6 protein-coding genes are annotated in these 22,169 nt (G+C 65.6%); 5 read left to right on the top strand and 1 reads right to left on the bottom strand.

Annotated elements, in window-relative coordinates; all coding sequences use genetic code 11:
• The first annotated feature begins 131 nt into the window (after nucleotides 1–131).
• Nucleotides 132–1,010 carry an alpha/beta hydrolase family esterase gene (locus tag ACQPZ2_RS13790; protein WP_433525887.1) on the top strand — a complete coding sequence of 293 codons (879 nt, stop codon included), beginning with the start codon at nucleotides 132–134 and terminating at the stop codon, nucleotides 1,008–1,010.
• A gap of 153 nt (nucleotides 1,011–1,163) precedes the next feature.
• Here the strand turns inward: ACQPZ2_RS13790 and ACQPZ2_RS13785 are convergent, their stop codons facing one another.
• On the bottom strand, nucleotides 1,164–1,940 hold the full coding sequence (locus ACQPZ2_RS13785; protein ID WP_433525886.1) for an NAD(P)H-dependent oxidoreductase: 777 nt from the start codon (nucleotides 1,938–1,940) through the stop codon (nucleotides 1,164–1,166).
• Between the two features lie 141 nt (nucleotides 1,941–2,081).
• On the opposite strand from ACQPZ2_RS13785, the gene ACQPZ2_RS13780 reads away from it, so the two are divergent.
• The 4 genes from ACQPZ2_RS13780 to ACQPZ2_RS13765 all read left to right on the top strand — a co-directional run bounded on the left by ACQPZ2_RS13780 (nucleotide 2,082) and on the right by ACQPZ2_RS13765 (nucleotide 22,087).
• Nucleotides 2,082–2,933, top strand: coding sequence for a helix-turn-helix transcriptional regulator (locus ACQPZ2_RS13780; protein WP_433525885.1), 852 nt, complete (start codon nucleotides 2,082–2,084; stop codon nucleotides 2,931–2,933).
• A 57-nt stretch (nucleotides 2,934–2,990) separates the two neighbouring features.
• Entirely contained in the window at nucleotides 2,991–3,839 is an 849-nt protein-coding gene (locus ACQPZ2_RS13775) for a tryptophan 2,3-dioxygenase (protein ID WP_433525884.1), read from the top strand.
• Between the two features lie 95 nt (nucleotides 3,840–3,934).
• The gene (locus tag ACQPZ2_RS13770) at nucleotides 3,935–4,792 is read left to right on the top strand and encodes a PaaX family transcriptional regulator (RefSeq protein ID WP_433525883.1); all 858 of its coding nucleotides are present in this window, start codon (nucleotides 3,935–3,937) and stop codon (nucleotides 4,790–4,792) included.
• Nucleotides 4,793–5,098: 306 nt separating this feature from the next.
• Nucleotides 5,099–22,087, top strand: a complete 16,989-nt coding sequence (locus tag ACQPZ2_RS13765) for an MFS transporter (RefSeq protein WP_433525882.1) — start codon at nucleotides 5,099–5,101, stop codon at nucleotides 22,085–22,087.
• Nucleotides 22,088–22,169 lie beyond the last annotated feature (82 nt).

Raw genomic sequence — 22,169 nt, 5'->3', positions numbered from 1 at the left:
GGCGCGATCGGAGGCTACAGGTGCCGCCGCAGCCGATGGTGCGCGGACGCAGCGGCATCCATCGAACTGGATACGGCTCCGGGACAAACTCCTCACCTGGACGAGGTGCGGGCGGTGGTATACCTCGGCTGGTGAGCGATGAGTTGGTGACCGGTGAGTTGGCCGTTGACGGGCTTGCGCGCAGCTTTGCCGTGCGCCCGCCGCGTGGACGGAATGCGCCGCTGGTGTTGGTGCTGCACGGCAATCACTCGGGTAGCGCGCGGACGTACACCAGGCCGATCATGTACGACTGGACCAGTTTTGCCGCCCATGCCGACGAATGGGGCGTTGCTGTCGCGTATCCCGACGGTCACGGTGGCTGCTGGGCCGATGGGCGCGGTATCACAACGGCCGACGAGGCCGGGGTGGACGACGTTTCGTTTCTGCACGCGGTAATCGATTGGTGCGCCGACCGGTTCGGCACCGCACCGGATCGGACACTTGTCGCCGGTATATCCAACGGCGCGTTCATGTCGCACCGATTCGCATTGGAAGCCGCCGATCGAGTGCCGGTATTCGCCGCGGTCGCCGGCGGCTTCCCGGCGGCGTTGCTGGATATGCGGCCAACCCATGCGGTATCGGCGATGCTCATCAATGGTGATACCGACCCGATTCAACCGATCACCGGCGGCCACTCGCGCCACCGCGGAATGAACGGCGAACCTCGCGGCCGCACACTGGGATTGATCGAAACCGCTCGTCACTGGCGGGCACTCGATCGCTGCTGGCACGACGGTGGCACGATCACGACCGAGCACTCGGGCCGACACACGATGACCGGCGGCGTCGGCGGGACGCAGGTCACCTCATGGAGGGTATTCGGCGGCGGCCACACCTGGCCGGGCACGCCCGTCCCCGCCGAATGGGCCGACTCCCCCGGCGCGGCCGTAACCACGGAATTCGATGCCGCAGAACAGATCTACCTCTTCGCCCACCCCCTCCTGACCCCAGCGCCGAACCGCAAGCTCTGACCTCACACCAACGAGAATGCGCTGGCGAAGGGGCATTCTCGACATTTGCCGCCACCGATACATGGTTGCAACCGCCATCGGGCCAGTCCGCGGGCGAGATCGGCACAGCCCTAGCCGATCTCGCCTCGGAGCGACGACATCGAGCCCCTCGGATCAGGCCCGAACGTGCAGTCCGAACCCCGTGCGGCCCTTTGGTTCCAGACCTTCGCGCAGGCGCAGGGCGGGCATTTCGTAGTCGCCGCCGTTCTGGGTGCGGAAGGCGATCGGGTCGGTCTGTTCGATCGACAGCAGGCGCTGCTCCCACGCCTTGGCGGTGTCGGTGAAGTCTTCGGGCGAGAAGCGATCCACGCTGTAGGTCACGAACGGCGGGAGGACGTCCATGCCCGGGTAGTAGAGGATGCCGTGCTGGATCGGGAAGAGCAGGTCGTCGATGGGGCCGTTGATGCCGCGGTCGGTGTAGTGCGGTTCGCGGCCACCGATCGTCACCGACAGCATCGCCCGCTTGCCCGCGAGAGTGCCCTCGCCATAGCGGTCGCCATAGCGGGTATCGCTGTGTTCGCCTACGCCATAGGCGAAGTGGAAGGTGAAGACCCGGTCGAACCAACCCTTGAGAATTGCGGGCATCGAGTACCACCACAGTGGGAATTGGAAGATCACGGTATCGGCCCAGCGCAGTTTCTCCTGCTCCGCCGCGATATCGGCGGTGAGCGTTCCGGTGTCGTATGCGCGGCCGGATTCCGCGGCGACCCGCAGTGGGCCGCTCGTCCCGCCGAAATCGTCGGCGTCGACCGCCGACTTCCACCGCATCGCGTACAGGTCGCTGACCTGTACCTCGTGCCCGGCTTCGCGCAGGGTGGTCACCGCGATGTCCTTCAGTGCGCCGTTGAGCGACCGCGTTTCGGGGTGGGCGTGGACGATGAGTGTCCGCATTTGCTGCTCCTTCGGATCGGATGTGTTCGATCTTCGCCAGTTGAATCGGCCGCTGTTCAGGGACGCTTCTTCCATCGGACGGGACTTCCTGGTATCGACAGGACCACCCTTGTCCCGCGAAGCCGTGGCAATACTGGAGGGATGGACGAGCTCAGCGACTTCCTGCGCACGCGGCGGTCCCGGGTGGATCCCGGATCCGTCGGCATCCCGACCGATTCGCGCCGTCGGGTAGCCGGATTGCGCCGGGAGGAGGTCGCGCATCTGTCCGGGGTGAGCGTCGACTACTACGTGCGTTTGGAGCAGGGGCGAGCTCGGCAGCCGTCCGCGCAGGTCCTCGATGCGCTGGCTCGGGTGCTCGGCCTCGACGAGGTGGAGCGCGAGCATCTGCACCGGCTGGCCCGCCGACCGCAGCGTCCGGCGAAGTCGGCGCCGAATGTCCGCATCCGGCCTGAGTTGCGGCGGGTGCTGGATCTGATCCCCGATGCGCCCGCGTTCATCCTCGATCACCGTCTCGATGTGGTCGCGGGCAACCGGCTCGCGGAACTGCTGTACGGACACAGCCCGATGAAGGGCTTGAATATCGCCCGGCAAATCTTCCTGCACGACGACGGCCGCTCGCTCTACGCGGAATGGGATCTATGTACCCGCGATACCGTCGGCCACCTGCGCCTGGCCGCGGGCAAGTATCCGGACGATCCCAAACTGTCGGCCCTGATCGGCGAACTCGCCGTGCACAGCGACCGCTTCCGCAAGCTGTGGGCCCGCGCCGATGTCCGCTCCCGCACCCACGGCCGCAAATCCTTCGTCCATCCCCTGGTCGGCACCCTGGACCTACACCAGGAAAACTTCGCCCTACCCGAGGAAACCGGCACCGAACTCGTCGTCCTGTCCGCCGAACCCGGCACCGAATCCCATGACAACCTGCGCCTGCTGGCCAGCCTCGGTGCCACGGACGCCGGGATCACGCCGGACCGCCATATGACACAACCCTAGCGAGCGTCACATTCGTGTAATACGGTGAATCGGGGGCCATAGGAGAACGGGCCGCTGATGACCAGCCGACGCGACGCACTCGAACGCAACATCGTCACCGATTTCAGCTCTCGCATGAGCTATGGCGCGTACCTGGACCTCGGTACCGTGCTGAGCGCGCAGCATCCGGTCAGCCGACCCGAGCAGCACGATGAGCTGCTGTTCATCATTCAGCACCAGACCACCGAACTGTGGCTGAAGCTGGTACTGCACGAATTGTTCGCCGCGCGTGCGGCTTTCGATGCCGACGAGACCGGCATCGCACTCAAATGCATTGCGCGGGTGAAACATATCCAGAAAACGCTGACCGAGCAGTGGTCCGTGCTCGCGACGTTGACGCCCACCGAATACGCGCAGTTCCGTGATTTTCTGGGGAACTCGTCCGGGTTCCAGTCGTACCAGTACCGTGCCATCGAATTCATCCTCGGCAATAAGAACGCGGCGGTACTTCGAGTGTTCGAATCCGATCCCGAGGCGCACGAAATGCTGGCCACGCTCTTGCCGGAGCCGACCCTCTACGACGCATTCTGGCGTCATCTCGCCCGCACCGGACTGGAGGTGCCGGGCTCGACGCTGGCACGCGATGTCAGCGAGGCCCACACGCTCGACCCCGAATTGCTCGCCCTGGTGCAGTCGATTTACGAAGCGCCGGAAGAACATTGGTCGGTGTACGAGACGTTCGAGGAGCTGGTGGACCTGGAGGAGAATTTCCAGCTGTGGCGATTCCGTCATCTGCGCACGGTGCTGCGCGTCATCGGAAGACGGAGCGGGACAGGCGGCTCCAGCGGGGCCGGATTTCTACAGCGCGCACTCGAGCACACCTACTTCCCGGAACTGTTCGCCGTCCGCACCTGGACCGGACACTGACCGAATCGGCGGATAGCCCGATCGAGCCGAGTCGAATCAGACCTCGACCTCGACCTCGACCTCGACCTCGACCTCGAAGGAATACCCGACACGCGATGACCACTGACCAACAGTCGCTCGCAGCCGCAGTGCTCGACGATTTCGATGCACGGCCGGGCAGCGCCACCTCGCTCACCCGCACGGTGCTCGGCGCGTACATCCGCGACCTCGGCGGCTGGATCGCGGTGGCCGATTTCACCGAACTGCTTGCCGTGCTCGCCATTCCCGCACCGAGCACGCGCACCGCTATCACACGCCTGAAGAGCAAAGGCGTACTGCATTCCGAAACCCGCAGTGGGCGTGCGGGTTACGCACTGACCGACGCCGCCCTGGCCATGTTCGCCCGCGGCGACCCACGGATCTTCGGGTTCCGCCAGATGACCTCCGGCGATGCGTGGCGGCTGCTGTCCTACGCCATCCCGGAGTCCAACCGCGCCGCGCGCCACCAGCTTCGGCGACGACTGTCCGCGATCGGCTGTGGCATCGTCGCGGCGGGGCTGTGGATCTATCCGGAGTACCTCGCGGCCGAGGCAGCCGCCATTGTCACGGCCTTGGATCTCGACAACTATGTGACCTCGTTTCGCGCCACCGACCCCACCGTGCCCGGCACCCTGCGCGCGGCCGCCGCGCAATGGTGGGATCTCGACGATCTCGCGGCCAAACACCGAGCGTTCTACGAAAAGCACCACGGAATCCTCGACGTCGGCAGCAATGACCGAAGTGCCTTCGCACACTTCACGCTGATGCTCGACGAGTGGCGGATCATCCCATACATCGATCCGGGTCTGCCCGACGACATGCTGCCCGACGACTGGCCGGGCCCCGCCAGCGCGCAACTATTCGCGGAGGCCCGGCACCGATATCTGCAACCGAGTCGCCGATGGGTGCGGGCCTTCATCGATGCGCAGGGTTGAGCGGTCAGCAACCCGATTCGTCCACCAGAACATGCACGGCCTGATCACCCGCTGGCGCGAATACCAGCGAAAGCCCGAGCAGACCTGGAGCCGGTCCGTTCCGGCGACCCGACCTTCCCACGACCGGGAAAGCTCCGTGGCGTGCGCGAGAATTGCTGGGTTCTTCGGTTCGAAGATCGAGCTGGCGTGGATGTCCCTGCCGAGATAGATGGACGGGTTCGAGCACGGAGGACGAGGTGTATGCCGACGTGCCCACCGCTCGGTGACGGATACGGCCGGTCGAGGTGCGACGGGGTCAGACCGTAGATGACGCTGACCCTTCCACCAGGGTTACCCAAACCGGTGATCGACTGTGTCGCCGGGCATTTCCCGCGTGGCGATGAAACCGCGGCCCGACGCACCGCCGACTACTGGTCCGACAAAGCCGAACAATGCCGCGGCTACGCCGACCACCACGACACCCTCGCCGTCAACACCGACAACGACGCCCGAGGCCACTTCGGGACCGCACTCACCCAAGCCCACCGCGAACTCGCCACCAAATTCCGCAGCCAAGCCGACTACAACGACACTCTCGCCGAACAACTCTACGAGGGCGCCAATAGCATCGAACTCCAAAAATGGACCGTCATCGGCTTCGCCACCATCCTGGCCTGGCAGTTGGCGCGCGCCGCACTCATGTTCTCCCCCGCGGGCGCCGCAATCGAAGCCTACATCGACCGCCAAGCCACCCAAACCGCCTGCCAGATCGCCAAACGCAAACTCCTGATCTTCCTCACCGGACAAGCCTCCAAATACGCCACCCAACGCGGCGTACTCGTCCTCGCCGGCAAAGCCATGTTCTGGGGCACCCTGCAAGTCGGCGGCATCAACGCCGCCGTCCAAGCCGGACAGATCGCCGCCGACCACCGCACATCGATGGACTGGAAATCGGTCGGCATCGCCGCGGCGGCCGGTGGTGTCGGTGGCGCCGCCGGCGCCGCCGCGGGTATGTGGATCGGTGGCCGCTGGATCATCCCCAACACCATCGCCCACGCCGAAAAGGCCACCAGTACCGCGGCTCGTGTCGCGTTCCAGCTCACCGGGACCTCCCTCACCGGTACTGCCGGTGGTCTCGTCGGCGGCATCATGGGCGCACTCGCCTCCCTAGCCCTTTCCGGCGAACCCCTCACCACCAAAGCCATCACCGAAACCCTCATCCCCGCCATCACCGGCGGCTTCCTCGGCGCCGCCGCCCACGGCGCCACCGAAATACGCAGCGCCACCCCAATATCCGCAGCCAGCACACCGGAGTCTGTTGCGCCGCCCACCCGCTCGCTGCGCGACCTCGCGGACGCGCTCGCGGCGCACGGCATCGTGACCCGGGACTTCGACCCGAACAACCCCTCCCCCGTACACCGTCAGCAGCAGATCGACGAACTCCTCACGCGGCTGCGTCAACCGAGCACGAAGGTGGACAAACCAGCCCCGGAGCCTTACCACCCCGAGAAACACAACCGGGTCGATCATCAGCTCGCTGGCCTGCGAAATGCCTTGCCCGACAATGCCAATTCACCGAAGGCGGTCAAATTCCCCGCCCGCGCCGTCAGCACCACCGATCCGGCGGGTAGGGTCCACACCGCGACGGCACCGGAATCGACACCACCGCAACCAACCCCGCTGCGCAGCGCGCTCGCGGAACACCTCGACTTCGCAACCGCGAAGCACCCCGCGGACAGCGAATCGTCCGTGGCGCGCCCACATCCCGCGGATCCGGCAGAATCACCCGCCGCAGCGCCCAGGCCCGAGGCCGCTCGCCCAGGTCGCGGACACTCCGGCGGCGACAACAACGGTGCCAGCCGTGCCCGGATGCCGGATTCGGATCAAGGCACCGCCGAGCCACCTCCCAGCTCCGAAACCGGCCCTACAACAACATATCCCGCCGACAACACGTCGGGTGCCCCGCGCACGCACCCCGCGGCCGAGCGGCCCGGACACCAACGTGACAATTCGGCAGCGACGGATGCCAACGCACCGCGACCTGGACACAGCCAGACGACAGACGGCACCCCCGCACGTGAACATCCCGCTCCCACGGACAAGTCGGCCCCACCGAAGGACGCCGATACCGCGCAGCCGTCACACGAACCAGAGCCTCGGCACGTGCCCGCCACCGACGACGCGGACGGTTCACCGACCACGACGGAAGCCGAACCCGCTCGCACACACGATGACTCGGCGACCGCTGTCGAACCCGATCCAGCCGAACTCGCGGCGCGATACCACGCGGAAGCCGACGCCATCCTCGACGAGCACGCGGCCACGAACTGGAGCACCGTATCGGCGGAGGGCCTGGAATGGATGCTGCGCCACGGAGACGAGCGCCAAGCCGCGCTCGCAGTGGTCGAGGTGATCTGCCGCGAAGAGGGGAAGACGCTGCGGTGGACCCAGGTGATGGCGATGCTGGCCATGCGTGACGGCGTGGTGAATATGGATGCCGGTGAAGGCAAAACGCTGGTATTCCTGGCCGTAGCGGCAGTGGACTCGGCTAGTGGTGGCCCGGCGCAGGTGATCACGACCCGTGACACGCTGGCCAATCACGCCTTCGATCAGTATCAGAACATTCTGGGCAAGTACGGGTTCGACATCGTTCGAATGGACCCCGACAACCCGTATCCACAACCGGCCGACGGGAAGGCCACCATCTACATCGGCACCATGAACGACGCGGGCTTCGGCGAACTGCGCGGCAACGTCGTGCCTGGCAGATATAAATCCGTCGACGAGATCGACGAGGCACTGGTGCACGCCAACACCACCTTCATCCTGTCCGAAGGTTCCGGCAGCCCGGCGGGCCCGGAGGTCGTCGCGCAGGTCGCCGATGCCGGTAACTTCCTCGCCGACGCACTGCACGCCAAGCTGCTCACGGAAGCCGATTTCGGGCGCTACCAGGGCCAGATCGGCGGCGGCACGGCATTGACCGAAGCGGGCCGCGCCAAGATCGAACAGGTTCTCGGTCGTGAACTCACCGACGCCGAGGCGCATCGATTGACCATGGCGGCCACCGCGAAATGGGAGTACGTCGAAAATGACCATTACGTCGTCTGGCATCACCCCGAACTGGGTCCCGAATTCCGCACCGACAGTGACGGAAGCGTCGTGACCACCGCGGACAGAGAACCGATCCGCAACCCCGAATCGCACAAGATCTATATCATCGACCAGACCTCCCACAAGGTGATGTTCGATGCCGAAACATCCACCGAAAGCCGCTGGAACGGCGGTTTGGCGCAAGCCATCGAGGCCGAACACGGCATCCAGATCCGCGATGATCCGGCCGGTTCCACCTCCATCACCGCGCGGGAGCTGTTCTCTCAGGAGAACTGCGACAAACTGAACGGCGCATCCGGCACCGCCAAGGGCGTGGCCGAAGAGCTGCGACAGAACCATGGTGTCGACCAGGTGGTCGAAATCCCTCGCTTCAAAGAGTCACAATTGACAGTCGCCGACGACCACGTCGCCCCCGACCAGGCCACGAAGCTGCGGGCGATGGCCGAAAGCATCGCCGAGCGGCAGTCCAGCGGTCGTCCCCAACTGGCGATCTGCAACCGCAACAGCGAAGTCGCCGAATTGTCGGCGCTGCTGCACAGCCGAGGCGTCGAACATGTTGCGGTGGACGCGAAGTGGTTCCTCGCGCGCGGCGTGCACGCCGAGACCGAGCTGCAACAGATCTTCGACGAAGCCGGAAAACAGGGCAAAGTGCTGGTCATCAACCGGCAGGGCGGGCGCGGCGTCGACATCCCGGTCGCCGCGGACGTCGACGCGCTCGGCGGTCTGCACGTCCTGATTTCCAGCCGATCGGCCGAATCCCGCGACGTGGATGTCCAGGCCGAAAACCGCACCGCCCGCAGCGGCGGAAACGGCAGCGCCCAATACTTCAGCTCGCCCGACGACGCCCTCTATGCGGGCAGTCTCGAAGCCCGGATCACCGTCATCCGCTACACCGGCGCCGTCGCCCGACATGAGACCGCGGTGGCCGAATATCAACTCGCATTCGCGGAACACCAGGCCGCGCCCACCGCCGAAACCAAGGCCGAACTCGCCGCCGCCACCAACAACCTCCAGACGGCGCAGCACAGACTCGCTGCCGCCGAAAGCGATATCCGCGGAATGGTTTCGAAGCTGCAGACATCCGGCATCCGACGTCCGACGACCTCCGATCCTGCCACCGCCCACCTCCCCAACGGACCACCGGCCGCCGACACTCCCCGGACCTCGCACACCCCCGGGCAGGCACAGCGCCCACCCCAACCCATCCCCGCACTGCCTTTCACAACGCGGGCATTCGACCCCGTCGCCGCCCGACAACAGCAGCTCGACGAGCTCGGCACCATCCTGCACAACCAGCAGCCACCGACCACCGCGACCAACCAATCCACTGTCTCCACCTCGATCGACACCGCCTCCGAACCACGATCCGGCGCACCTGCCGCAAACCGGTCCGCCACTGCGACCACGAACGCAACCGCCCCGGAAACGCCGAGCGGCAGATCTGCCGCACACACCCGGCAAAGCGCCGCCGACCCGGGGCAGGCCGACACCGGCACGGCCACTACGCCCGTACCTACACAAGCCACGAATGCGCGCGCCGCGATGCCCGCGCGGCCGATCATCGCCACCAACTCGGTGTCCCCGCAGCGAGCATCGGACACCTTCCAGGACGAATCCTGGGTCGCGAGTCCCCCTGGGATCCGTCGCGACCCCGCCATGGTCACCGCTGTCGATCCCGACAACCCCATCGGGCCGAACGCACGCCTCCCGCACCAGCCACCTGTTTCACACAACCAACCGGATACCAACGGGCACAACGCAACTCCCGCGTCGACCGACCCACGGACCGCGCCCGAGGAACTGGATGCGCGCGGTCCGGAGTCGACATCTCCCGTGTCCGGCAAGACAACCACGGCCGAAGCGACGCGCGCGAACGACACGGTAAGCACGGATTCGACAGACCGACCACAGCAATCACCGATGTCCGACCCAATGGGCGAGTGGCCCACCGACGATATGGTCGCGCTGCTGTCCTTGGCGCGGCAGGGAAGCCGCAGTGCCGCCAAGACATTGAACCGCCGCCTCGCACCCGGCACCACCCAGCGCGTGTCGGCCCTGCTCGGCTGGGACCCGTCTCGTGGCACAGCCCCGGAGCCGGTCCAGCGGCTCGCGTCCGCGATCGGCGTCACCGCGCTGCGTGCCGCAGAACGCGACCGCTGGGCCGTCCCGCCGGGCCTGGACATCGGCGATTGGCTGTTCGAAACGGCACGAAAAACGTGGCACGACAACCTCGCCCAGCTGACCACCGCCCAACGCGAGCTCCTCACCGACGCGGCCGACGCGACGCGCCACCTGATCGACCTCACCGAGCGCCAGGCCGCCGAGATCGATCGGCTCACGCGGCAGGTGCACGCGAACTCGCGTGGCCGACTGCTGCCAACGGCGCAGGAGCTCGCGCGGCAACTGAGGTTGTCGTCGGGCACCTCCAAAGGCAAGGATTATCGTCAACTGGCCGACGAGGGATATGTGGTCACCCGCCACGGAGTGGGCACGCTGGTTGCGGATCCACAGCCGGAAACGCCTCCGACGCCGAATGGCAGCAGCGCCCTGAGCAAAGCCGCTGCTGGGGTCGCCACCGCGACGCGTGTCCCGTCCGCGCCATCGTTGCCGGAATCCCCGATATCACATCCCGACGCGGAAGCCGAAAAGTACATCAAACAGGCGATCGCGGCGGACTTGTTCCTGTCCTATGGAATCGAGGTACTCGGGCTGGACCAGCCGACGATTTCCATCGATACAGCGATGTCGATCCGAAACGCCATCGTGGACGAGTTGGCCGAAAACGGCCCGGTTCGGATAGACGCGATCGTTGTCGCTCCTCTGGAAAATGGCACATACGCTGCGGCCGGAAAGATATTGGATGGCCCAGAGCACATTGTTTTTCTCAATAGCACATACTTCGGACATCCGGAGAATTTCCGAGACGAATTCGAACGAGAGGTCGCGGCGGCCCGGTTGAACGGACCGACCGGCGATCCCGCCTATGACCTTATCCGCCATGAAGTCGCCCACTTGCGGGACCCGCACCATCTGACGGAAAGCCCTGGCACGCCGTATGCGGAACTGGCCGCGGAACGCGCGGCGGGCACACTGCATCCGGATGCCCGGTTCGACCGCCGCCGCGATTACACCGGCTGGCTGGAAGCAAAGGCATTCGGCTTCCTGTATACGCATTTCGTGGGACTGAAGCAGGCGCGCGCCCTCCCCGTCGAAACCCGATTCGACGAGTGGCTGGACCTGCTCAACAATTACAGCCGAGAACTGAAGCAGCTCGATGCCGGCAGTCGGCGCCGCATATTTTCCGATGCCGAAAATCCGGGTGTGGCCGAGCCCGCACTCGGCGATCGGCCCGTCTTCAACCCGAGGGAGGCACTCCCGGAGGCGAACAATGCGTTCGGCAAGAGCGCGCCCGACGATTTCACGCATCCGGTCTACGCGCTACAGGCACTATTGCGTGGGGTTCCGGTAGCGCAGGTATGGCGAGATGCGAAGCAGCGTAACGACCGAGCCGCCGCGCGAGCAGAAGATCGCGGACCGGTGCCCGCGGCGTCCGGGTTCCAGGCGAGCATGCGTCCCGATGGGGTGCTGGTAGAGCTCAGCCGAAGATGGGGTGTCCTGCTTCCGGATCAGCAGCATGCGCAGAAGATCGAGACCCCGGTCCTGATGGCCGTCGGCCGGGACGGTCGACGGAGCTTCGGCTTGGACGAGTTGGTCCACCTGGTCAATCGGCAACTGGCCGAAGGGTGGGGTGCCAATTCGCGCAGTCATGTGTCGGATAGCGGAGATCCGCTGCCCGGATTCTCCGAGTGGGACTGCGCGCCCGCCGGTGAGCTGGCGCAACGGCTGCGCGTGGTGTCCGAAATGTCATGGGAGCGGGCCGAACTCCTGCGCGACCTACGGCAGGCACTGGCCGCGGCCGATAGCCCGGCCGAAATGCTCGGTCTCGGCGCCTGGGCCGACGCCGGCGCCGCGCAGGCATACCTGGATATCGCGGACCTGCGTACCCGGGTTCAGCAGGCACTTTCCCGCCAGGATGTCGGAGACCGGGCGCGAAGCCGGCTGCGCGCACTATCTGGTCACATCGATGCGATCGCGCGGCAATGCGGCAATCTCGACACCGCGTTGGCCTCCGCGCGTGCCCGTGCAGAGCAATTGGCGGTGGGACATGTTGCCGCAGCCCGGGGCGGACTAGCACTGGGACCGTTCGGACAGATAGTCGATGGCAACCGGGTGGAGGTGTTCGAAAGGCGGGACCAACCGTCCGCAGCGACCGAAGTGTTGCGAAATATGTTGCGGCGGCTGGGAATTCCAGTGATATTGCGCCAGGTTCGAGTAGATCCGACCGGGCGGGTCCTGGTCGAAGACCTCCCGGAACCGGTGCGTAGGTCAATCACACACCGCCAGGATCGGCTGTGGCAGTTGGGCACTCCGACCAACGACGCGCGGGCGGCGGACGAGCAGGTGCCGACCGCACTCGAATCATCATGGCAGCTCGGTGCGACGACCGAATTGCCGCAGGCGCTGCCCGCATGGGGTGCGCGGATCACCGACGCGCAGCGCAAGCTCGCGCGGACCGCGGCCGTCCGGCAGCGCCTGTTCCCCACGCCGGTCGATCCGGACCGGATGACCGCGGCAGACGCCACCAGACAGCGCACACTCCTGGCCCGTCTCGAGATGCTCACCGAGTATCTGCGGACAAGCCGCATACAAGCCGCAGCCGCCGCAGCCCAGCAGTGCTCGGACCTATTGCCGGGACGACGATTCGGGCGCTGGGCCCGCCTCGACGGCAACGTCCTCACGGTCGTGTCACCGTTCACCGATCCCGAGCAATTTCTGCCGCAACCGATGCGGGAAGCCTTGGCTCAGGCTGGGATTCGGATCGCCTATCGCCAGGTGCGGGTCGATACCCAAGGCCGAGCATGGTCCACTGAACTCAGCCCTGCGGACTCGATGCAACTGTCCGCGGCAACCGACGATCAATCCGTGCGATCGCTCATCGACAGCACCGTCGAGTACCTCGATGAGCACCTCGGCCGCTACGGCGTAACCCGTGCGTCCGGCGCCCCGATCTCCCTGCCGGAGTTGCTCGATGATCGCGACAACCTGGTGGCCGAGCGTGAGCGGGCGCGCATCGCACGAGATCGGTGGCGTACGGAGCGCGACCGGATGTCCACCGTCCGCGCCGCTACCGAATCGGCAGCCCATGAAGCCGCAGCGGAAAACGCGGCGCACTTCGAGCGGGAGTTCGACCGCTTGGACACCGAAGTCGCGCGGCTCACCCTGCTCGCCTTCGACGGCGGCGCCGCACCGATGCAGCGCGAGTCGGCGCGCCGCATACTCCGATCCGATGCCCGAACACAGGGTCTGGTCGGCACGGCCCACACACCGGATCTGTTGCAGGCCGTCAGCGATCAGCTCGTATCACATCTCCAGGCGGTTTCCCGCCAGCTCGAGGCGGATCTCGACCAGCCCGTCCCCGACGAGGTTTTCGACAGGGATATGGCGCTGGCGGCAATGTTGGAGAGCATCAACGATCACCGAAACGGACTGTCGCACGATTCACCCGACAATACGGATCCGGCCGATACCAGCCCGCAGCCTGGGACCGGCGTGCACTTGGCATACGCGCGAGCTGCCACCCACCCGGGCAGCCGCCCGCTGTCCAAACGCCAGCGAACGATCTACGCGTTGATTACCGAAGGCAAGACCAATGCGGAAATTGCGGACAGCCTCCAGATGCCCGTGGAAACCGTCAAAACTCACGTCCGGCGGATCCGTGACAAGCTCGGTGTGCCGAGTCGAAGCGAGCTCGAACCGCCGTCGGCGAGCACAGATGCCGTCGAAGCGTCGCCGACCGGGCTGGACCCTGAATTCCTGCTGCTCCGGCGCCGGATTCTGCTCACCTACCTCATCGGCAATCGAATAGTCAGCCCGGCCATCATCCGCAGAATCGGGCAGGCCGCCGATGCCGAACTGCGACGGATTCTCGCAAAACAGGAACGCACGATGGCCGTCGAGACCGCGCTGATGCTGGCGAATATGAACAAGGCGACACTGCGCCAACTGCGGTCCGGTTTCAATCACGCGCAACGGACGCTCATAAACCAATCCAGCAAAGCCGTTCAGAATGGCCGTGAGATCAGCTACCTGCAACTGGTCATGGTCAACAGGCTGGCCACGGAAGTGCGCAAGATATCTATGATGAACGGGGTCGTCGGTGCCCTCGAACTATCCGGAATCGAGCTCGCGATACTCAGGCTCATCGCGGCGAGTAAGACGAACAGCGAAATCGCGCACGCACTCCCGCAGACCGACAACGTCGTCACGCACCGAAGGAGTCTTTTCAGAAAGCGCGACGTACACGATCGGACCGAGGCCGTCGTTCAGGCATTGCGCCTGAGGGTGCTGGCGCTGCACGAGATACCGGAACCCGACTCCGCCGCCGCGAGCCAGCTGGACGATCGCGATCACCAAATATTGCTCCTGCTCACTACAGCGGCCTCATATCAGGATATCGCTCAGGCCATCGCGATATCGACGAGTAATGTGGCAGCCCGCATCAGACGCATGCTCCGGATACTCGGTGCACGCAACCAAACCGAGGCAGTGGTTCGAGCACTACGCCTCGGGATTCTCGATCTGGACAACATACCGCTGCCGGACGTAATTCCTACTCGCGAACTATCCGACCGAGAGGTGAAAGCGCTCCGACTTGTCGCTACCGGCGAGGTGGCCGGCGCGATCAGCGGAATTGTCCGAGCTCTCGGCACGAACGACCGAACCGCAGCCGTGATTCAGGCACTGCGCCTGGGATATCTCCAGCTGGACGATCTGCCGCTGACCGACGAATCCCACCGGCTCTCGCCCAGCGAGATCGAGATACTGCGCCTTGTCGCCGCGGGCAACTCGAACAGCCGAATCGCAGCTGCGCTGCAGCAAGCCACGGAGACTGTGAAAGCGGCTCTGCTCCGGCTCTTTTGGAAGCTCGGAGTCCGCGACCGAACGGAAGCTGTGATCACCGCACTGCGCCTGGGATATCTCGACCTGGACCGCATTCCAACACACCATATGCGCGCGGCGGCGAGCACGGTTGCGAGCGGAACCGCCACCCAACCGGATGACGACGAGCAGCCCTCACCCGAGGAGCAACGATTCCTCGAGTGGTACCGCGCACGAGTCGCGGACGACTCCAGGCTGCCGAGACAAGGTCTCGCCGACTACCTGGAAATGCACAAACTCGAGATGGCACAGGTGTATCGCTGGCTGACCCGCGCCGGAATCGATCCGGATATCGACACCGTCGAGCAGGTGGGACAGTTCCCGGCGCCAGAAACAGATGAGATTGCGGCGTGGTTGTCGAGTGTGCGTCGATACCTCGGGGTAACTGCCGGTCGGATGGACGAACTGATCGGTGTACCGCAAGGGACTTGGATAGCGGCCGAGCAAGGCCGGATCGAGCTGGACATACCAGCCGTGCGCGCACTTTTGCGCCGTGTACCGGGCGCCCGCCGCACATATGATCGCGCCGCACTGCTGTTTCCGGCGCTATGTACACCGAATGGCGAGCCCGCATATCCGGAAGGATACGAGCACATCGGCGAATATCTTCTGTTCCGCCGAAACACCTCGAACACGGGGCAACCGATCCCAGGATTGACCCAGTCGGACGTTTCCGCGCTCATCAAAAAGGCCGTCTACACCATCCGGCGCTGGGAAACCGGCGCGGCGTTGCCACCCGCGGCAGCGGTGGCAGATCTACTCGACGCAATTCCTACCGACTACGCCGTCACCTTCGACGAGGTCGCGGAGAACTTCGACTACCTACCGAGACAAAATCTCGTCTACCCGAGCTTCTCCGCAGTGAAATCTTTCCGCGAGTACCTGCGCTACCTCAGGCGATCGAATAATCTCACTCGAGCCGAGGCAGCACGCAGATTCGGATACTCGAAGCATACGATCCGTGCCCGCGAAGAAGAGTATCCGGAAGGCGATATCGAGGCCTTCATAGTGGGGGCACACCGCCGTTTCCTGCACTCTGCAGGGCAGTGGAACGATCTCGCGACGGCATGGGGATATCCGCGGATAATCACTGACAGTGCGGGGGAATCAATTCCCGATCCGACCGACTGCGAGTCTATAAACCACTGGTTGCACACCCTCCGGATCTATCGTGGAATAACCTTGCAGCAATTTGCCGAACTGACCGATAGATCGGTGACCGCGATAGTCAATATCGAGAACGGGGAGAGCAGACCTGGCATTCTCTTCCTGCGGAAGCTCCGAGACTCGGTCGGCATGCCGACGAGCGTCTTGCGCGACGTGCTGCTGTGCTTCCCGACACACCCGGATTCTCCGGCCGCGGACTCGATTCAAGAACTGCTGTTCTGGAAACTGATCGACGCCAGCCCCGGCAGTATCGAGGAATCGCAAATCCAGGATCAGATCTTCCGGGAGTTCACGGAAGTCGCCGATGAGCTGGCGAGCGGCTGGAATGTCACCACACAGGAGCGTGCGGCCCTCGCCGAAATCGGCCGGGACGCAATCCGAACGGCAATTCTCAATTTCGTTCCCCCAGGGGATTTCGCACCGGTGGCAGGGTCGGCGGCGCGCTACGCGATGCTCAGATCCACCTACTACGCCCAGCCGTCGACGAGTGCGACTGTCCCGGGCGCCGATCAACCCCCGGCGACTCCGTGGCAGAAGTCTGTTTCGACCGAAGGGCCAGAGCTGACAGATAATCCGGGGCCCGATCAGGCACTCGATATCGTCGGCGGCAGGCCGGGAGAATTCAGCGAGCCGCCGCGGGGCGATCGGTCGGACACGCTCGACGTGCTGCACGCGTACGGAAAGGACAGAAGGAGTCACGCGCACCGGCCACCCGGGGGCGATAGGCACGTCCGCTCGACCAATGATGGCGGCACCCCGTGGTCGGCGTTGAAACGCAATGCCGACAAGCGATTCCGGCACGCACGCGCGACTCCGGCCACGAACCCGGCCATCGAGACGGACGCGATCGAAACCGAACCCGTGCCGCCGGACCGTGTCCAGGCGCTGGTGGACCGGCTCGGGCTGAGCCCAGTCCAGTTGAGACAGTTGGCCGCTGGCGCCATCGCCCTGCTGCGGAATTATCTGGGTCCGGACGCGACGCTGTTGTCCTTGACGACACCGGTGGACCCCGACGATGTGGTGCAGGCGTCGGCCGCCCGCGCCCACGCGGTGGCGCGGTGGTGGAATTCCCTCACCCTTCCGCAGCAGGCTGCCCTGATCCTGTTGCATCCGCATCAGATCGGCAATGCCGACGGTGTTCCGTACTCGGTCCGGGACGAGGCGAACCGTCGATCGATCATCGACGACATCAAGGGCTTCCTGAAACGTAGGGACGACGCCGATCAGACGGGACTCCTTGCCGAGGCGAGGACACTGCTCGGTCTCGGACGGCCCGGCCTCGCACTCTCGCCTGAGCAGAAGGTCCATCTGACCAATCTGGTCAGAACCCTCCAGCATTTGGCCGCATTGGAGCAGGATGTGCGCGAGTTCGGTTCGCCCCCAGTGCAATTGATCGCATTCGACGCGACCGCCTACGACGGCGACGGCCGGATCATCGTGTCGATCGACGATGCGGACGAGGCGGCGATCGTGACTCGGCACCTCGGCGGAGTGGGCAACACGTTGCTGAAATTGCCGAAGCGGGCGCAGGCCGGTATCGCGCAGTATGTCGAGTCGGCCCGGCACAACCCGGGCGTCCCGACGGCGACCATCATCGATATCGGTTTCCATCATCCGAACACGATCGAGGAGATCAGGTCATCGGAACTCGCCGAGCAGGGCGGCCATGTGGTCGCCGCCGACATCGCCGCCTATGACGCGACACGCGCCGCCTGGGCGAACCTGCCCGGTGGTGCGGCACGGCCGCGACTGAGAACCGTTGTCGCACACAGCTATGGGTCGACCACGCTGTGCTACGCGGGCATCGGGGGACGCTTGGCCGCCCATCTCGATCAGGTGGTACTGACCGGATCCCCTGGTGCCGGGCCGATGGCTCACGCGGACGAATTCGGCATCGGCGCCGACAACGTATTCGCGGTGGCCGACGACCGCGATCCGGTGACGAAAGCCGGGGGCGCAACCCCGGAGCCGACCGACCGATACTTCGGCTTCACCCATGGCAGTAGCCCGGTCGGCCCCTGGGGGGCGATCCGGCTCGCGGCCGCGATGCCGTCGACCGTCCGCAGTGTCAAGCGGATCCACGGTGGCTACCTGGCCTACCTCGAACCGGGGCAGCCCACAGTATCGCTGCGTAATATCGCCCTGGTCTGTGCGGGTAAAGCCGACTCGGCCGAACGTGCGCAGCACCGGCCCGCCGCGGATGCGACCGGCCGACTGCGTGATCTGCGCTGGTGGCAAGCGAACGAGACGGCGCTCGCCGTCGTCATGGGTGACGATGAACCCGAAGGTGCGGCCGAGCCGAACCGGCTGACGGACAACGGAAGCCAGCTTGTGCTCGGCCCGGCGGCACCCCCGGCCACATCGTCGCCGTGGCGGCGGCGCGGAGCAGGCGAACCCGTACGCGCCCCCGCGCGTGCCGGTGCCGTACCTGACGTGGCAGCGGCTTTCGACCTTCCCAAGGGCAAGCGTCCGGACCTGACCGGCATCGATCGCGATCCACTGGAGGCATTGCGCGAGCGACACCGCACCGGGGTGGTATTCGCGGCCGACCCGAATCTCGGCGACGACGCGCATGCCTTCGAGCCGACCGGCAGAAAGCCGAATCCGCCTGCCGAAGAACCGGTTTCGCTACGACAACTCCTCAGCACGAACAAGCCGTACCGGCGGCTGTACATCTCCAACGCACTCACCGGCGTGGGTGACAACGTGCAACGGTCGGCGCTCCCGCTGCTGACACTGGATCTGACCGGCTCACCGATGGCGGCCGGTGTGACCTCGTTCGCGCTGTTCCTGCCACAAGTCCTCTTCGAACTCCCCGCCGGTTATATCGCCGATTTCCACGATCGGCGGCGGACCATGCTCCTCGCGCAGGCCGTCGGTCTCACGAGTACCGCGGCCGCCGGTGCGATGGTCCTGGTCGGAGCGTCGGATCTCGGCACCGCGCTTGCCACCGCAACCTTGGTCGAGGGCACCGCGGCCGTCTTCTACCGGCGCAGTCTGCGGTCGGCGGTCCTGGACCTGGTCACCTCCGCACAGCGGCCACGAGCGAACCGGCTCTCCGAAATCGAAGTCGGCATAGCGACTACCGGTGGACGTGCGCTCGGCCCCATCCTGCTGGACGCGGCGAAGTCGTTGCCGTTCATCACCAACGGCGCGACCTACGGGTGGAACCTGGCAACGCTGTTTCGGATGCGCGACTCCCTTCCACTCCATGCCGCGGCGGACTCACACAGCTTCGGAGATTCACTGCGCCGCATGGGCGAGGGGATGCGGACGGTATGGCAGGAACCGTTCCTCCGCGAATATTCCGGTCTCACGATGCTCACCAATGCCAGTTTCGCGGCCCTCAACCTTCGGACCGCCGCCGTGCTCGACGCTGCGTCAGCGCCGGGTCTCGCCGCCGGAGCGGTGTTGGCCGCCGCGGGCGTAGGTAGCGTCGTGGGCGGACTACTGCCGAACCGGTTTATCGAGAAGGTGCGCGCTGATGTCGTGTATCCGGCGCAACTAGCCGGTTTCGCCGGTGTCGCCACGCTGCAGGCGGTCAGCACCGACCCCATCGCGATAGCGGCGGGCGCATTCGGCGTCGCGGCGCTCGGTGTCAGTATGAATGCCCGGGTCGCGGCCTACGAGCAGGCAGTCCTGCCGCCGAGTCTCTATGGCCGGGCTACCAGCGCGAAGAGTATGGTCCTCGGGGCGGGCCCGGCCATGGGCGGCCTACTCGGCGGCGCCGTGCTGTCGTCCCAGGGCATCACCCCGGCCGGCTGGATTCCGGTGGCCATCATCGGCGCCGCCGCGGCCGGAGCTGCCACCCGCAGACTGGTCAACCGAGGCCGTGGGCTGCTCGGATTCCGTTGGCGCCGAAACGAAGCCACGCCCGCGGGTACTGCGGAAGCGATCCCGGAACCCGTATCCGCGGCCCAGCGGGCACTGCCCGGCCACGCGGATTCATTCACCCAAGGCCGAGCCGGTACCGACCGCGACTTCGCCGCGGCGGCGCACGCCTATCTGGCAGATCTGATCACCGTCACGAGGCACCACCTGACCCACGCCGACGATCGCGCCACCGGACTCGATCTGCTGAGCCGAATCACCGATGTCCTGTCGGTGGTCGATACGCGGCTGGCACTCGGGCAGGCGCCGGGGACAGCCCATCACGAACTGCGGCAATTGCACAGCGAACTCACGGCGCTACTCGACGATGCGGCGCAGGACCGCGGCGACGAAATAACGGACCTGGCGTCCACCCGGCTCGCGCCCGCAACGCCCGGCACGACCGCACTGGACCGAACACTGACGCGGTTGCACCGAGTGGGTCACCCCTTCGGGGATTGCATCACCCGGGTTTCCCGCGCGGCCTGGGCGCTCGGCGTCGACAACGGAGTCCAACCCGTGCCCGGCGAAAACGACTGGGAAGCCCTCGAGGAGGCCGTCACCGCACAGCTCACCCCGGTGTACCCGCCGACCACCCCGACCGGCGGCGATCCACTCGCGTCCATCGTCGAGGCCGTCCGCAACAGGCACAACGGAACCGACAGCGCGGTAGTCCTCGTCGATGACGGCACCGAGATGCACAGCTATCTGGTCACCGAAGTCGACGGCGAGGTCGTCGTATTCGACACCAACGTCGAGGACCCGGACTCCGACGAGCCGTCGACGCCCCGTATCCGAACACAGGACAAGTGGACGCAGTCCTTCACGCACATCGAGGAAGCCTTCGTCGCCTATCTGAAATCCGGCGACAACAAGCTGACCGCGCGCGACGAGCCCATCCCCGACGCCGCCCGATCATTCCCCCGCCGGGGCCCGATCACCGGTCCACCAGCCGCCGCCAGCGCCGCCGCGAACGACATGCCACCCACCCCGGAGGTACCCGAGAGTCCGCGGACATTCACCGCCGAGGAGCTCGAAACCATAGCCGACCTGAAGCGGCAACTGCTCGAGATCGATCCGAAGGCCTTCGAATACATCCGCGACCTGCCATTACCCGAGCCCGGGGAGCCCTCCGGCGACGAGTGGGTCAGCAATCGGGGCGCATGGTTCGACGCGTTGTTCTCGGACGAAGTCGAGAAGCTACGAGAAGTGGAGCTCACCGAGAAGGACTACCTCGAGTTGGGACGCATCCTCGAGCGATTTCCGGTCTATGTCACCCTGACCCTGCTCGTCGCAACGGGATTGAAGGTCGAGCAACTGCTGCATCTTCCCCGAACCAGCCCGGGCTCGCTGTTCTTCAAACAGGTCAAGCGGGTACAGGGCGATAAAACAACTATCGTCTACAAGTTCCGGACCATGCCGGAGGACGAGCAGGAAAAGCCGAGCAACCGCGATACCGCCGACCGCATCAGCCGGGGGCAGCAGTTCGTGCGCGACACCTCGTTGGACGAGCTCCCCCAGCTGCTGGCGATCGCGCGCGGCCGGATGCAGTACTACTCGGGCAGGCCGATGCTCGACGGCGACCGCGAGCGGATGCGCAGGGTGCTCACCCCCGACGAGTTCGCGTTCTGGGATGCGCACCCGAAGGACGACCTGTGGTCGGCACTGCATTTCCCCGGCTGCCGCGCGCTCGACCCCGATTCGGACGAGTACCTGCGCTCGCGGTATCTGGCGGCGCGGCTCTGGTCGATGATCGGCAGTCGACGAGCCGAGGAGTACATGATGCAGGTCGTCGACCGGTACTTGCTCGGCATTCTCCCCGGAAAACTGCGCGAACTGGTGTGGGGCACCGGAACCGATGTGCTCGCCGGTGTCGGCCACATCCTCGGGCGGATCGGCAGCTGGACCCAGCGCGTGGCCCTCAGCGTTTTTCCGGATCCCGACGCATCGGCGGCTGCCGTCGCCGACGGCCCGGCAGATGATCGAGCACCCGTCCCGGCGCGGGGCGCGATGCCCCCTGGTGCCGACACGATTGCGGCTGCCCTCGGCATCAGCCCGCAACGTGCTCGCGAAATCTGGGTGGACCAGGCGATCACCCCGGTGCACGGCGGAGCGAACCCCATGGTGCTCACCGGGTTCGGTCCGGGAGACGCCGGACGCCGGTACTGACAAACTCCGCCGACACCGGCAGGTGCTGCCGAACACGAGCGAAGGGCCGGACGGGACTAGGGCTAGGCTTCGAACCGAAGGG

This window comes from Nocardia pseudovaccinii, assembly GCF_050942345.1.
In the GTDB taxonomy this organism is placed as follows: Bacteria; Actinomycetota; Actinomycetes; order Mycobacteriales; family Mycobacteriaceae; genus Nocardia; species Nocardia pseudovaccinii.
Note: the sequence above shows the minus strand (reverse complement) of the source record. Positions and strands in the feature narration are given on the sequence as shown.